Source organism: Novosphingobium arvoryzae (genome assembly GCF_014652615.1).
GTDB classification, from domain to species: Bacteria; Pseudomonadota; Alphaproteobacteria; order Sphingomonadales; family Sphingomonadaceae; genus Novosphingobium; species Novosphingobium arvoryzae.
On the sequence record NZ_BMZD01000001.1, the window covers coordinates 304,719 to 318,912 of the forward strand.

11 protein-coding genes are annotated in these 14,194 nt (G+C 65.5%); 5 read left to right on the forward strand and 6 right to left on the reverse strand.

The features are described from left to right. Window positions 1-38: 38 nt before the first annotated feature. Both glgB and IE113_RS01475 read right to left on the reverse strand, forming a co-directional pair. Window positions 39-2,204 carry a 1,4-alpha-glucan branching protein GlgB gene (gene glgB / locus IE113_RS01470; protein WP_189538648.1) on the reverse strand — a complete coding sequence of 722 codons (2,166 nt, stop codon included), beginning with the start codon at window positions 2,202-2,204 and terminating at the stop codon, window positions 39-41. Window positions 2,205-2,339: 135 nt separating this feature from the next. Further along, a complete protein-coding gene (locus IE113_RS01475) occupies window positions 2,340-4,757 on the reverse strand; it encodes a glycogen/starch/alpha-glucan phosphorylase (RefSeq protein WP_189538649.1) in 2,418 nt (805 codons plus the stop codon). A gap of 250 nt (window positions 4,758-5,007) precedes the next feature. Here IE113_RS01475 and IE113_RS01480 point away from each other — a divergent pair, with 250 nt between their 5' ends. Continuing rightward, window positions 5,008-6,198, forward strand: coding sequence for a serine hydrolase domain-containing protein (locus IE113_RS01480; RefSeq protein ID WP_189538650.1), 1,191 nt, complete (start codon window positions 5,008-5,010; stop codon window positions 6,196-6,198). A 194-nt stretch (window positions 6,199-6,392) separates the two neighbouring features. On the opposite strand, the gene IE113_RS01485 is transcribed toward IE113_RS01480, so the two are convergent. From IE113_RS01485 to pdeM, 3 genes are all read right to left on the reverse strand, one after another. After that, window positions 6,393-7,793 carry an SLC13 family permease gene (locus IE113_RS01485; protein WP_189538651.1) on the reverse strand — a complete coding sequence of 467 codons (1,401 nt, stop codon included), beginning with the start codon at window positions 7,791-7,793 and terminating at the stop codon, window positions 6,393-6,395. A gap of 57 nt (window positions 7,794-7,850) precedes the next feature. After that, on the reverse strand, window positions 7,851-8,372 hold the full coding sequence (gene infC / locus IE113_RS01490; protein ID WP_189538652.1) for a translation initiation factor IF-3: 522 nt from the start codon (window positions 8,370-8,372) through the stop codon (window positions 7,851-7,853). A gap of 106 nt (window positions 8,373-8,478) precedes the next feature. Beyond that, window positions 8,479-9,147 carry a ligase-associated DNA damage response endonuclease PdeM gene (gene pdeM, locus IE113_RS01495; RefSeq protein ID WP_189538653.1) on the reverse strand — a complete coding sequence of 223 codons (669 nt, stop codon included), beginning with the start codon at window positions 9,145-9,147 and terminating at the stop codon, window positions 8,479-8,481. 44 nt (window positions 9,148-9,191) lie between these two features. Between pdeM and hemF the strand changes: the two genes are divergently transcribed. Genes hemF through IE113_RS01510 form a run of 3 tightly spaced genes read left to right on the forward strand, consistent with a single transcriptional unit; the run spans window position 9,192 to window position 12,696 of the window. Beyond that, window positions 9,192-10,049, forward strand: a complete 858-nt coding sequence (gene hemF / locus IE113_RS01500; RefSeq protein WP_189538654.1) for an oxygen-dependent coproporphyrinogen oxidase — start codon at window positions 9,192-9,194, stop codon at window positions 10,047-10,049. Window positions 10,050-10,104: 55 nt separating this feature from the next. After that, a complete protein-coding gene (locus IE113_RS01505) occupies window positions 10,105-12,195 on the forward strand; it encodes a RelA/SpoT family protein (RefSeq protein WP_189538655.1) in 2,091 nt (696 codons plus the stop codon). Window positions 12,196-12,246: 51 nt separating this feature from the next. Next, window positions 12,247-12,696: a tRNA (cytidine(34)-2'-O)-methyltransferase gene (locus IE113_RS01510; RefSeq protein ID WP_189538656.1), complete on the forward strand. Its 450-nt coding sequence runs from the start codon at window positions 12,247-12,249 to the stop codon at window positions 12,694-12,696. Here IE113_RS01510 and IE113_RS01515 read toward each other — a convergent pair. Further along, window positions 12,672-13,688, reverse strand: a complete 1,017-nt coding sequence (locus IE113_RS01515) for an AraC family transcriptional regulator (RefSeq protein ID WP_189538657.1) — start codon at window positions 13,686-13,688, stop codon at window positions 12,672-12,674. The genes IE113_RS01510 and IE113_RS01515 overlap by 25 nt on opposite strands. Window positions 13,689-13,787: 99 nt before the next feature. On the opposite strand from IE113_RS01515, the gene IE113_RS01520 reads away from it, so the two are divergent. After that, complete coding sequence (locus tag IE113_RS01520) at window positions 13,788-14,192, forward strand: carboxymuconolactone decarboxylase family protein (protein ID WP_229822040.1); 405 nt, start codon at window positions 13,788-13,790, stop codon at window positions 14,190-14,192. Window positions 14,193-14,194 lie beyond the last annotated feature (2 nt).

Sequence of the window (14,194 nt, forward strand, 5' to 3'; positions counted from 1 at the left end):
TGCCCCAATTGCGGTGCCCCAGATGCCTGCGTCCCGGATCACCCTTCGAATTCGAACATCACCGTTGCCAGCGGCGGCAGCACCACCTGCGCCGCGCCAGCGCGGGCGGTCACGATGCCCATGTTGCCCTGCCCGCTTCCGCCATAGATCGCGGCATCGGAATTGAGCACTTCGCGCCAGACGCCGTCATGCGGCAGCGGCAGGCGGTAGGAGTCGTGGACCTGCGGGGTGAAATTGCTCACCACCGCGATCGGTGGCGCGCCCGGTGCCTTGCGCAGCCAGGCAAAGACCGAGGCCTGGGCATCGTCGGCCACCAGCCATTCGAACCCTTCGGCTTCGCAATCGCGCGCGTGCAGCGCCGCCTTGCCGGTGTAGATCCGGTTGAGATCGCGCACGAGCGCCTGCACCCCGGCGTGGGGCGCGGCATCGCACAGTTCCCAGTCCAGCGCGCGCGCCTCGCTCCATTCGCGCAGCTGCGCGAATTCCTGCCCCATGAACAGCAGCTTCTTGCCGGGATAGCCCCACATCAGGCCGTAATAGGCGCGCAAGGTGGCGAATTTCTGCCATTCGTCGCCGCTCATCTTGTTCAGCAGCGATCCCTTGCCGTGGACCACTTCGTCATGGCTCAGCGGCAGCACGAAGTTTTCGCTGAAGGCATACATCAGGCCGAACGTGATCTCGTCATGATGGTGACGGCGGTGGATCGGATCGCGGGCCATGTATTGCAGCGTGTCGTGCATGAAACCCATGTTCCACTTGAACCCGAAGCCCAGGTTGGAACGCGGCCCATCGTCGAACGCGGGCAGAGTGACGCCCGGCCAGGCGGTGCTTTCCTCGGCGATGGTGATAACCCCGGCGTGGGTGCCATAGAGCGCGCGGTTCATGGCGCGGAGGAATTCCACCGCTTCCCAGTTCTCGCGCCCGCCTTCGGCATTGGGGATCCATTCCCCGGCCTTGCGGCTGTAATCGCGGTAGAGCATCGAGGCGACGGCATCGACGCGCAGTCCGTCGATGTGGTATTTCTCGGCCCAGAACAGCGCGTTGTTGATCAGGAACGCGGCCACCTCGCGGCGCCCGAAGTTGTAGATCGCGGTGTTCCAGTCCGGGTGGAAACCCAGCCGCGGGTCTTCGTGCTCGTAAAGCGCGGTGCCATCGAAATGGGCGAGGCCATGCGCATCGGTCGGGAAGTGCGCCGGCACCCAATCCACCAGCACCGACACACCCGCGCGGTGCGCGCCATCGACGAAGCGGGCGAACCCCGCGGCATCGCCGAACCGGGCCGATGGGGCGTAAAGCCCGGTGGTCTGGTAACCCCAGCTGGGGTCATAGGGGTGTTCGGCCACCGGCAGGAATTCGATGTGGGTGAAGCCCATGTCGGTGACATAGGGGATCAGCCGCTCCGCCAGTTCGTCCCAGCTCAGGAACCAGCCGGTCTCGTCGCGCTGCCACGATCCGGGGTGCACTTCATAAATGGCCATCGGCTCACGCCGGGGATCGGCCTTCGCCCAGTAATCGCGGTGCGCGCTGTCGCCCCATTCGCCCTTGCCGGGCTGGGCGGTCAGCGATGCGGTGCTGGGGCGCAGTTCGGCGGCGAAGGCATAGGGATCGGCTTTCAGCGGCAGCACGGTGCCGTCAGGGCCGGTGATGTGGAACTTGTAGGCGCGGCCCAGGCCAATGTCGGGAATGAAGATTTCCCACACCCCGATGTCGGCGCGGCGGCGCATCGGGTGACGGGCCGGGTCCCAATCGTTGAAATCGCCGACCAGCCGCACCAGGCTGGCGTTGGGGGCCCAGACGGCGAAATGCACGCCCTGCACCCCCTGGTGTTCGATACGATGCGCGCCCAGCTTGTCGAACAGGCGGAAATGGGTGCCTTCCGCGATCAGGAAATCGTCCATCGGCCCCAGCACCGGGCCAAAGCTGTAGGGATCGGTCACCCACCATTCGTGGCCATTCGCGCTGCAGCGATACTGCACCGGCTTGGGCTTGCCGCGCAGCTTCCCTTCGAACAGTCCGCGCGGATCGACCTGTTCCAGCTTGCCCAGCTTCGCCCCTTTCAGGCTGAAGACTTCGACCGTTTCCGCACCAGGCAGGACCGCGCGGGCAAAAGTTCCGGCCGGGCCTTCGTGCGGCCCCAGCAAGGAAAAGGGATCGGCATGGCGGCCTTCGAGCAGAGCGGAAATAGCGGCACCTGGCGGCTTCAAGCATTCCCCCTGTCACAGCCCGGATCAGATCGGGTAACATTACCTAGCCCTGCTTGGCCCCCGGAAGATACAGGGAAATCGTATGCGCGCCGCCGCCCGCGCATTCGTTTTCATCGGCGGTATGGCAAGGCGCCATTACTTCAGCACGCCCCAGATTTCGCGCGCGTATTCGCCAATCGTGCGATCGGATGAGAACCACCCGACATTGGCGATGTTGCGGATTGCGCTGGTGCGCCAGCCGGGCTGGTCCTGCCAGCGCCGGTCCACCTCGCGCTGGGCGGCGTGGTAGCTGTCGAAATCGGCGGCGACCATGAACCAGTCGTGGTCATACAGTCCGCCCATCAGGCCTGCATAGCGGTGCGGATCGTCGGGCGAGAACACGCCCGAGGCAATCGCGGAGACCGCCTGCTGCAATTCGCGGCTTCCCTCGATCACGGCGCGCGGATTGTATCCGTTCGCGCGCTGCTCAGCCACCTCCTCTGCCGTCAGCCCGAAGATCACGATGTTGTCATCGCCGACGCGGTCCTTGATCTCGATATTCGCGCCGTCCAGCGTGCCAATGGTCAGCGCGCCGTTCAGCGCGAACTTCATGTTGCCGGTGCCCGATGCTTCCATCCCAGCGGTCGAAATCTGTTCCGACAGGTCCGCCGCCGGAATGATCCGTTCGGCCAGGCTGACGTTGTAGTTCGGCACGAACACCACTTTCAGCAGCCCGCCGACGCTGGGATCGGAATTGATCCGCCGCGCGATGTCGCCCGCCAGCTTGATGATCAGTTTGGCGTTGTGATAGCTCGACGCCGCCTTGCCGCCGAAGATCTTGACGCGCGGCACCCAGTTGCGTTCCGGGTGACTGCGGATCTGGTCATACAGCGCGACCGTCTCGATCAGGTTGAGCAGCTGGCGCTTGTATTCGTGGATGCGTTTCACCTGCACGTCGAACAGCGCATCGGGGTCCAGCCGGATTCCGGTCAGGTCTTTCAGATGTGCGGCCAGCGCAACCTTGTTGGCGCGCTTCACTTCGGCCACGCGCTCACCCAGTGCGGCATCGCCGGCCAGCGCATTGAGCGCGGACAGCTCTGCCGCGTCGCCCAGGAACGTGTCGCCGATCGCGTCTTTCAGGATGGCGGTCAGCCCCGGATTGCACTGCTGCAACCACCGGCGCGGAGTGACGCCGTTGGTCTTGTTGTTGATCCGGGTGGGGTAGAGCTTGTGCAGGTCGGCAAAGACCGTGCTTTTCATCAGGTCGGTGTGCAGTGCTGCCACCCCGTTGACGCTGTGCGCGCCTGCAAAGGCCAGGTTGGCCATCCGCACGCGGCGTTCGCCGCCCTCGTCGATCAGCGAGATCGCGGCGATGGCCGCGCCGTCCATCCCGGCCTTGCCCGCCTCGCGCAGCACGCGGCTGTTGATCGCATAGATGATCTGCATGTGGCGCGGCAGCAGTCGTTCGAACAGCGGCAGCGGCCAGGATTCCAGCGCTTCGGGCAGCAGGGTGTGATTGGTATAGGCAATGGTCCGGCGGGTGACGTCCCACGCCTCGTCGAAGTCCAGCCCGTGCACGTCGGTCAGCAGCCGCATCAGTTCGGCCACGGCCACTGCCGGGTGGGTGTCGTTCAGCTGGATCGCGGCCTGATCGGGCAGGGTGCGGACATCGTCGTGGAATTGCACGTGGCGGCGCAAGATGTCCTGGATGGATGCGGAGGTGAAGAAGTACTCCTGCCGCAGGCGCAGTTCCTGCCCGGCCGGGCTGGAATCCGCCGGATAGAGCACCCGCACCAGGCTGCTGGCGCGCAAGTCGTCCTCCAGCGCCGCAAAGTGATCGCCCGCGTTGAACGCGTCCAGCTTGATCGGGTCGATGGCATTGGCGGTCCACAGCCGCAGCGTGTTGACCCGTTTGCCGCGCCAGCCGACCACCGGCGTGTCGACGGCCACGGCTTCGACCTGTTCACCGGGGTTCCACTGCGCGCGGTCGCCCTGCATCACGATGTCGCCGCCAAAGCCGATGCGATAGGCGCTTTCGCGGCGCTCGAATTCCCAGGGATTGCCGTGCGCCAGCCAGGTTTCGGGCAATTCGACCTGCCAGCCATCGTCGATCCGCTGGCGGAACATCCCGTTCACGTAACGGATGCCATAGCCGTAGGCCGGGATGTCCAGGCTGGCGAGGCTTTCCATGAAGCACGCCGCGAGCCGCCCCAGCCCGCCGTTGCCCAGTGCGGCATCGGGCTCCAGCTCCTCCAGCGTGGCCAGGTCGAAGCCATGGTCGGCCAGCGCCTGTTCCATCGCGCGGGTCATCCCCATGTTCGACAGCGCATCGCGCAGCAGCCGCCCGATCAGGAATTCCAGGCTGAGGTAATAGACCCGCTTGCCCTTGGTTTCATACGTGCGGCGGGTGGAATCCATCCAGCGGTCGATCACCGCATCGCGCAGGGTATAGACGGCGGCGGTGTACCAGTCGTGCGGCTTGGCGGCGCGCTCGTCCTTGCCGACGCGGCGGCGCAGCACTTCGACGATGCGGTCGCTGATCTGGGTGAATTCGGCGCTGCGGGTGGATGGCACGGACAGTGGACTCCCCTGATAGAACACTCGGCCGACGGCTGGGCGCTGTCGCGCCGCCGGGCAACCGTTCCTCCCGCCACGCCTCCGGGTATAGGGTTAGGCCATGTTGCACTTGCGAAGCAAGGGGCGCGGGCGGCCTGCAAACCAATTCATCGGTTTAGCCGAACGGGGCTGGTAGGTCTTTCGCCCCCTTTCGCTTGGCGGCGCACCGGCTATGCTGCCCGCCACAACACAACGCGGGAGAGGGAATATGCGGAAACGGACGATCGCGCTGGGCGCTCTGGCTGCGGCCCTGCTGGCGGGCGGGGCATGGTATGGCAGCCTCGACAAGGAAACCCGCGGCATCCTCGCGGCGCTGCCGACCAATGCCGATGTGCTGATGTGGTCGCAGGATCAGCGCGACGCCGCGTTCCGGGGGATGGACCGCCTGCCCGTGCTGGCCGAAGCGGCCGACGTCGCGCCTTCGGCCAGCCCCCTGCCGCTGCCCGTGGGCAAGCCGCTGGAGGTGCCGGGGATTGACCAATACCTGGCGCAGCAGCGCGCGGCGGGGATCGTGATCGTGCAGGACGGCAAGATCCGGTTGGAGCGCTATGGCCTCGATTTCGACGCCAAGGGGCGCTGGACCAGCTTCTCGGTGGCAAAGTCGTTTACCTCCACGCTGGTCGGCGCGGCGGTGCAGGACGGGGCGATCAAGAGCCTGGACGACAAGGTCAGCCAGTACATCCCGGATTTGCGCGGTTCTGCCTATGACGACGTGACCGTGCGGCAATTGCTGACGATGAGTTCGGGGGTGCGCTGGAACGAGGATTACGAAGACCCGAAGGCCGATGTCGCCCAGTTCAACGCTGTCACGCCCGATCCGGGCGTCGATGCGACGGTCAGCTATCTGCGCAAGCTGCCGCGCGCCCATCCGCCGGGCGAAGTGTGGCACTACAACACCGGCGAAACCAACCTGATCGGGGTGCTGGTATCATCGGCCGTGAAAAAGCCGCTGGCGCAGTATCTGCAGGAAAAGATCTGGCAACCGGCCGGCATGGAGGCCCCCGCGACCTGGCTGAAAGGTAAGACTGGGCACGAAATCGCCGGGTGCTGCCTGCAGGCCGCCACGCGCGACTTTGCGCGGTTCGGGTTGTTCGTGCTGGCGGGCGGCAAGACCGCGCAAGGCCAGCAGATCGTCCCCGCCGACTGGTTCGCAGCTGCGACCGTCAAGCAGAAGGACATCGGCGAGCCGGGGCGCGGCTATGGCTATCAGTGGTGGACTTATGACGACGGCTCGGTCGCCGCGCAGGGCATCTTCGGGCAGGGCATCTTCATCGACCCCAAGCGCAAGCTGGTGATCGCATCGAATGCCAACTGGACCCGTGCCACCAAGGGGCCGGAACCCGATGCGCGCGAAGCATTCTACAAGCAGGTTCAGGCGCTGGTCGATGCTGGTAAGTGATGCAAACAATTTGTGGGAAAGGGCTGCTCCAAACTTGCAGAATCGGATGATTCTTATATAAGGACCAAGTCATAAAGCAAAAGCTGCGTGGCTCCTTCGGGTCGCATCGAAGGAAGCAAAACGGCGCAATCGCCGATTAGCCATTCCTCCGGGTCCGGACAGAATGCGCCGGTCCGGGGGAATTGGTTCCTCCGCTAGATCAGGGCGACGCCCCACACGACGCCGACAATCAGGAATACCCCGGCCACATCCAGCATCAGGCCGGCGCGGATCATGTTGCCCATGGCGATATGCCGGGTGGACCAGGCCAGTGCATTGGGGCCGGTCCCGGCGGGCAGCATGAAGCCCCACGTTGACGCGATGGCAGCCGGCAGGGCCAGCAGGATCGGGTCTGCGCCCAAGGCGACAACCAGCGCCGCGACGACCGGCAGGATGCCGCTGGCGGTGGCGATGTTGCTGGCAAATTCCGTCACCACGATCACGAACGCAACCAGCGCCAGCGCCACGATCGGCAGCGGAACACTGGCCAGCGGCAGCAGCATCTGACCCAGCCACGCGGCCAGGCCGGATTCGGTCATCCCCATTGCCATGGCCAGCCCGCCGCCGAACATCAGCACCACGTCCCACGGTGCGCGATTGGCTTCGTGCCAGTTCAGCATCTTGCGGCCCGTGCCGTCGGGCAGGATGAACAGCACCAGCCCAGCCGCCGCGGCAATGGTTCCGTCGGTCAGCCCGCCCTTGGGAAACAGCCCCTCCAGCCAGGGCTGGGTGATCCAGGCGAGGAACGCCAGCACGACCACCGGCAGCAGTCGCCGTTCAGGGATGGACCAGGCGTCGGTATGGCTGATCGCGGCGCGGGCGGCCGCCGGATCGAACCGGTCCTGACCCAGCCTTTGCACCCGCGCGATGATCAGCGCGGCCAGCGGCACGCCGATCAGCACGACCGGCATGGCATAGAGGCTCCATTCCAGGAACGTGATCTTCAGTCCCAGCGACTTGTCCAGCAGCCCCGCGGCGATGGCATTGGTCGGGGTGCCGACCATCGTGCCGAGCCCGCCGATCGACGCGGCAAAGGCAATCCCCATCGGCAAGGCGCCGGCAATCCCGCCGGTTTCCCCCTCGCGCACGCCGCCAGCGGCCAGCATGGCGAGCGCCATCGGCATCATGATCAGCGCGGTGGAGGTGTTCGAGATCATCATCGAGAGGATCGCGGTCGCGCTCATCACCGCCAGCAGCAACCGCCCCGGCGTCAACCCGGCATGGCGCATGATGAACAGCGCGAGGCGCCGGTGCAGCCCGGTCCGCTCGATCGCCAGCGCCAGAAACGCGCCGCCGACGAACAGGAACATGATCGGGGAGTAATAGGCTGCCGCCGTCTTGTTGGCATCGGCCACGCCGGTCAGCGGCAGGACCAGGAATGGCAGCATGGCGGTGGCCGACAGCGGCAAGGCCTCTGTCATCCACCACGCCGCCATCAGCCAGACCAGCCCGGCAGCGGGCCAGGCCGCAGCCGGCATTCCGCCGGGAGCAGGCAGGATCAGGGTGGCGAGGAAGCCGGCGATGCCCACCCAGAAGCCGATACGGCGTGCGGTCATCCCGGCGTTCCCCCAGCAGGGGCGCCCGCATCTGCGGCGGGCGCTACCCCGTTCGTCTTACTTTGGCGACACCACCATCAGCATCTGGCGGCCTTCCATGCGCGGATAGGCTTCGACCTTGGCTACGTCGGCGATGTCTTCCTGCACGCGGCGCAGCAGGTTCATGCCCAGCTGCTGGTGCGACAATTCGCGGCCGCGAAAGCGCAGGGTGACCTTCACCTTATCCCCCTCGCCGATGAACTTGTGCATCGCCCGCATCTTCACGTCATAGTCGTGATCGTCAATGTTCGGACGCATCTTGATCTCCTTGATCTCCTGCGTCTTCTGGGTCTTGCGGGCCAGGTTGGCCTTCTTCTGCGCCTCGTACCGGAACTTGCCGACGTCGAGGAACTTGCACACCGGCGGATCGGCGTTGGGCGACACTTCCACCAGATCAAGGCCGACTTCTGCCGCCTGCTCAATGGCTTCGCGCGTGTACATCACGCCAATGTTCTCACCATTTTCGTCGATGACGCGGACTTTGTCCGAGGTGATCATGTTGTTGTAGCGTGGCCCGCTCTTGACGGGGGGCGTCATCATGCGCCGGGGTGGGGGTGCTATAGTCGGGACTCCTCAAGACTCTTGTGCGCGCGCTCTTAGTCCGAATCGCGCGCCGGGAAAAGGTGCGATTTCCGGCGCAAAGCCCCTATTTCGCGCGCCAGAGCGGGTATTGCAGCAATTTGCCCTTCGCGCTGAGCAGCGCATCGGCACTGCGCGCGGGTTGCAGCGCGGCGATGATCGCGGGATCGGCGGCGTCCAGCCCGCCGGTCAGCGTGCCGAACGCGGGCAGGATCAGCCGGGTTTCCGACCGCACCGCACAGGGCCGGCTGATGTGCCGTCCGCGCGCCGCGATCCGCAGCTTCGGGTGGAAATGGCCGGACATTTCGGGCCGGGTCTCGCCCGCCAGCGCTTCGTGGCGCAAGACCAGCCCGGCCAGTTCCAGTTCGGGCAGCGCGGTGCCTTCGCCCACTTCGCCCCGATCATGGTTGCCGGTGATCCAGACCCAGTCGGTCGCGCGGGTCAATGCTGCCAGCATCCCTGCCGCATGCGGTTCCAGCCGCGCCGCGCCGCCTTCGTCATGAAAGTTGTCCCCCAGGCACAGCACGCGCCGCGCCCCGGTTTCGCGCACCGCCAGCGCGATCCGTTCCAGCGTTTCGCGGCTGTCATAGGGTGGCAGCATCTGGCCGAAGCGGGCAAAGAAGCTGGCCTTTTCGAGATGCAGGTCCGCCACCAGCAGCGCCCGCTCGCGCGGCCAGTACAGCGCGCGCTGGCCGACCAGCGCCAATTCCTGCCCTGCGAACGAAAAGGGAACCATGGCTTTTCCTTGCCGGAAGCGGATTCGCTTGGCAAGGGCGGTCCATGACCGAATGGACGACCCATACCGCCCGCGCCAAGGACTGGTTCGAAGCCCTGCGCACCCGCATCTGCACCGCGTTCGAGGCGATCGAGCGCGAAGCGGGCAGCGATGCCACGTTCGAATATACCCCGTGGAGCCGCGAGGAAGCGGGCAATCCGAACCCCGGTGGCGGCGTGCGCGGGGTGATGAAGGGCAAGGTATTCGAAAAGGTGGGCGTCAACGTCTCCACCGTCCACGGCACGTTCGCGCCTGAATTCGCCAAGACGATCCACGGCGCAGGGGCCGACAATCCCGGCTTTACCGCCACCGGCATCAGCCTGGTCGCGCACATGGCCAACCCGCACGTGCCGGCCGTGCACATGAACACCCGCTTCCTGACCACCGGCAAGGCGTGGTTCGGCGGCGGTGGCGATCTCAATCCGCCGATCCCCTACGCCGAGGACACGGCCGAGTTTCACGCCGCGTTCAAGGCTGCCTGCGATGCGCACGACGCGGACTACTACCCGCGGTTCAAGGCCTGGGCCGACGACTATTTCTATATCCCGCACCGGGGCGTCCACCGCGGCGTCGGCGGAATCTTCTATGACCACCTGGAATGCGCCGACGATGCGCAATGGGAAGCGAATTTTGCCTTCACCCGCGACGTGGGCGAGGCATTCCTGGACGTGTTCCCGCGCCTGGTGCGCCGCCGGATGGGCATGGCCTTCACCCCGGCCGAAAAGCAGCAGCAGCTGGAATGGCGCGGCCGCTATGCCGAATTCAACCTGGTCTACGACCGGGGCACGCTGTTCGGCCTCAAGACTGGCGGCAACATCGACGCGATCCTGATGAGCCTGCCGCCCGAAGCGGTGTGGCGCTGATTTATTCCGCAAGGGCCTTGCCCTTGCCCCCCAAGTCCGCCCATCTAGGCCGATAATGCTGCGCCAGTACGAACTTGTCGAACGGGTCATGAGCTACGCTCCCGATGCGGACGAAGCGATGCTCAACCGTGCCTATGTCTACACGGTGCAGAAGCACGGCACCCAGACGCGCGCCAGCGGCGATCCCTATTTCAGCCACCCGGTCGAGGTGGCGGGCCTGATGACCGAGCTGAAGCTCGACCAGGAAACGATCATCACCGCGTTGCTCCACGATACGGTGGAGGACACGCTGGCCACCACCGAGGAGATCGAGCGCCTGTTCGGCCCGGACGTCGCCAAGCTGGTCGACGGCGTGACCAAGCTGTCCAAGATCGAGGCGATGACCGAAAAGGAACGCGCGGCGGAAAACCTGCGCAAGTTCCTGCTGGCGATGAGCGAGGACTTGCGCGTCCTGCTGGTCAAGCTGGCCGACCGGCTGCACAACATGCGCACGCTCCATTACATCAAGAGCGAGGACAAGCGCCGCCGGATCGCCCGCGAAACGATGGATATCTATGCCCCGCTGGCCGAGCGCGTGGGCATGTACGAATACATGCGCGAAATGCAGCTGCTGGCCTTCGAACAGCTGGAGCCCGAAGCCTATGCCACGATCACCGGGCGGCTGGCCCAGATCCGCAGCAGCGAGGGCGGGCAGGTTGACGCGATTGCGCTCTCGATCAAGCAGGCACTGGCCGAGGCGGGCCTGCGGGTCGAGGTTTCGGGCCGCGAGAAGCACCCCTATTCGATCTGGAAGAAGATGGCCGAACGCCACGTGACGTTCGAGCAGATCACCGACATCATGGCCTTCCGCGTGCTGACCGACAGCGTGGCCGATTGCTACAAGGCGCTGGGGGTGCTGCACACCACCTGGCAGATGATTCCGGGGCGGTTCAAGGACTACATCTCGACGCCGAAATCGAACGGCTATCGTTCGCTCCATACCTCGCTGATCTTCGAAAACTCGATGCGGATGGAAGTGCAGGTGCGCACGCACGAAATGCACAATACCAACGAATTCGGGCTGGCCGCGCACTGGGCCTACAAGCAGGGCGGCACGCCGGACGGGCAGGTGGGCTGGTTGCGCGACTTGATCGAGATCGTCGATGCCAGCCACGATGCCGAGGAACTGCTCGAACACACCAAGCTGGCGATCTATCAGGACCGGATCTTCGCCTTCACGCCCAAGGGCGCGCTGCACCAGCTGCCCAAGGGATCGACCCCGGTGGACTTTGCCTATTCGGTCCACTCCGACCTTGGCAACTTTGCCGTGGGCGCCAAGATCAACGGACGCCACATGCCGCTGCGCACGCCGCTGGCCAACGGCGACGTCGTCGAAATCATCAAGAGCCGCAAGGCTTCGCCGCAGCTGTCGTGGCTGGGCTTTGTCGTTACCGGCAAGGCGCGCGCCGCGATCCGCCGTGCGGTGCGAGCCAAGGAACGGCAGGAAATCGCCGCGATCGGGCGTCAGCTGTTCGACCAGATCGTCGGCCACCTGCCGTCGAAGATCGGCAAGAAGGCGGTGCGCGATGCGATCAAGCGGCTGGGGCTGGCCAGCGAAGAGGAGCTGATGGTCGCCATCGGCACTGCGAAGCTGGACGACCGGCAGGTGATGGAAGCCCTGATCCCCGGCAGCGCCGCCGGGCTGGCCGAACCGGAGCAGTGGTCCGGACAGGAACGCGCAATCTCGATCCGGGGGCTGACACCGGGGGTGGGCGTGCAGCTGGCCGAATGCTGCCACCCCGTGCCGGGCGACCGCATCGTCGGTATCCGCCAGCCCGACAAGGGTGTGGAAGTCCACTCGATCGACTGCATGACACTGGCCTCGGGTACGGACAGCGACTGGCTCGACCTTTCGTGGGGCGAGCGGACCACCGGTGCGGTGGGGCGGCTGCGGATGGTGCTCTACAACCGCCCCGGCACGCTGGCCGAGGCGACCGGCATCTTCGCAGGCAACCGCGCCAACATTGTCTCGCTGGAAATGACCCAGCGCGACGAGTTGTTCGGCGGTTATGAAGTGGACCTGGAAGTCAGCGACCTCGCTCACCTGACCCGGATCGTCAGCGCGCTGCGCGCCAGCGATGCCGTGGCCCAGGCGGAGCGGATCTGACCGTTTGCTTTGGGCTTGCGCGCCGCGCGAGCCGGGGCCAAGCACGGCGCCATGCGCATTGCCCTGTTCGAACCTGAAATCGCCGGCAACGTCGGCGCGATCCTGCGGCTTGGTGCCTGTCTGGGCGCTTCGGTCCACCTGATCGAGCCCTTGGGCTTTGTGTGGGACGATCGCCGGGTGCGGCGGGCCGCGATGGACTACATCGATCACGTGTCCGTCACCCGCCACGCCGGGTTCGATGCCTTTCGCGAAACAGTGGCCGGGCGGCTGGTCCTGCTGACCACCAAAAGCACCCAATCGGTCTATGATTTCCGGTTCGCGCCGGACGATATCCTGTTGTTCGGAAAGGAGAGTGCGGGGGTTTCGGCGTCAGTCTCGGCCACTTGCGATGCCCATTTGCGCATTCCGATGCGCGCGCCGGTCCGGTCGATGAACCTGGCCTCGTCGGCCGCGCTGGTGCTGGGCGAAGCGCTGCGTCAGACCGGCTCCCTGCCGGCCTGATTGCGCCACGCGCGCGGTGACATGCCGTGACGCTTGCGGAACCACATGCTGAACGCGGCGGGGCCTGAAAACCCAAGCAGCTCTGAGATTTCCCCCAGATTGCGAATGCCGGCGGCCATCTGACGGAGGGCGACATCGTCGCGCGCCTCGTCCAGCAGGGCAAGAAACCGGGTGCCTTCATCCGCCAGTTCGCGGGTCAGCGTCCGGCGCGATATGCCCAGCTGGCCGGCTACATACTCCGCCGTGCAGCGCCCGCTGGACAGCAGCATCGCCAGCACACGGCGGACCTTGTCCGTCATCGACAGGCCGCTGGGGCCGGCGGTCAGGCGCAGCATTTGTGCCGCATAGGGCTGCAACGCCGTCTCGGCCAAGGGGTTCGGCCGATCCAGCAAGGCGCGGCGGATCACGATGCCATCAAAGTCGGCGTCATAGCGGATACGCGGCCCCAGGGCCTGCCGGAAACGGGCTGGTTCGATCGGCGCGCTGCGGGTCAGGCGGACTTCCTCTGGCTGCCACAAAGGCCCGGCCAGATGCCGCAAGATCCGGTGCTGCATTGCGATGGCGATGTCCAAAGCCTGCGTTTTTTGACCCGGCACCGGAATGCTGGACCGCAGCACCACGATATCCCCGAAGGTCTCGCGGGTTACGACCAGCGCATCGTTATGCAGTGGCAGATAGGCCTCGATCACGGCCAGCGCACCGCCGATGGTCGGTTCGTCGCGCGCGATCAGGCTGATCGGTCCGAGGTTCGAAAAGCCCCGCAACTCGGAAATTCGCAGACCGAAATCATCGCGGTTGCAGGCGCTGGCGGCCAGTTCGAACACCTGATTCACGGCCAGCACCGGGATGCGGCGATCCGGTTCCTGTTCGATTCCGGGGGGCAGGCCGGCCTGCCGCAGCAGCTGGGCGGCTTCCACGCCATAGCTGCGGCATAGCGCGCCAAGCCCGGTCAGGGCGGCGGCACGAACCGTCAGGCTGCGAACGTGGCTCATATGAATAAGTTTATGGCTCAAATAATGAAGAAATGAAACCCGGAAAGCTGCATCAAGGGTTCCAACGGGCACAGCGCCGTTTCTGGGGAGGGATCTGAGGTGACCAAGACGCCGATCAGCGATGCCGCGCGCGCCACCGGGGGCTGGAACCGGGCCTGGGACCAGGCCGCCGCCTTCGATCCCGAATGGATGGAAAAGTTCCTCGACATGGGAACCCATTCCGTCCGCAAGGGGATCATCGATCCCAAGACGTACGAGTTCCTTGCCATCGCGGTCGATGCCAGCTGCACCCACATGTATTCGCCGGGGGTGAAGCGGCACATCGCCAAGGCGCTCGATCTGGGGGCGACCCCGGAAGAGATCATGGCCGTGCTGCAACTGGTCGCCGTGCTGGGAATCCACTCGGTAGCGCTGGGCACGCCGCATCTGGTCGATGAAATGACGGCGCGGGGAATGCCCGTGCCCGCCGCTCCCGCATCCACGCCCGTTTCCACGGAGGACTGAAC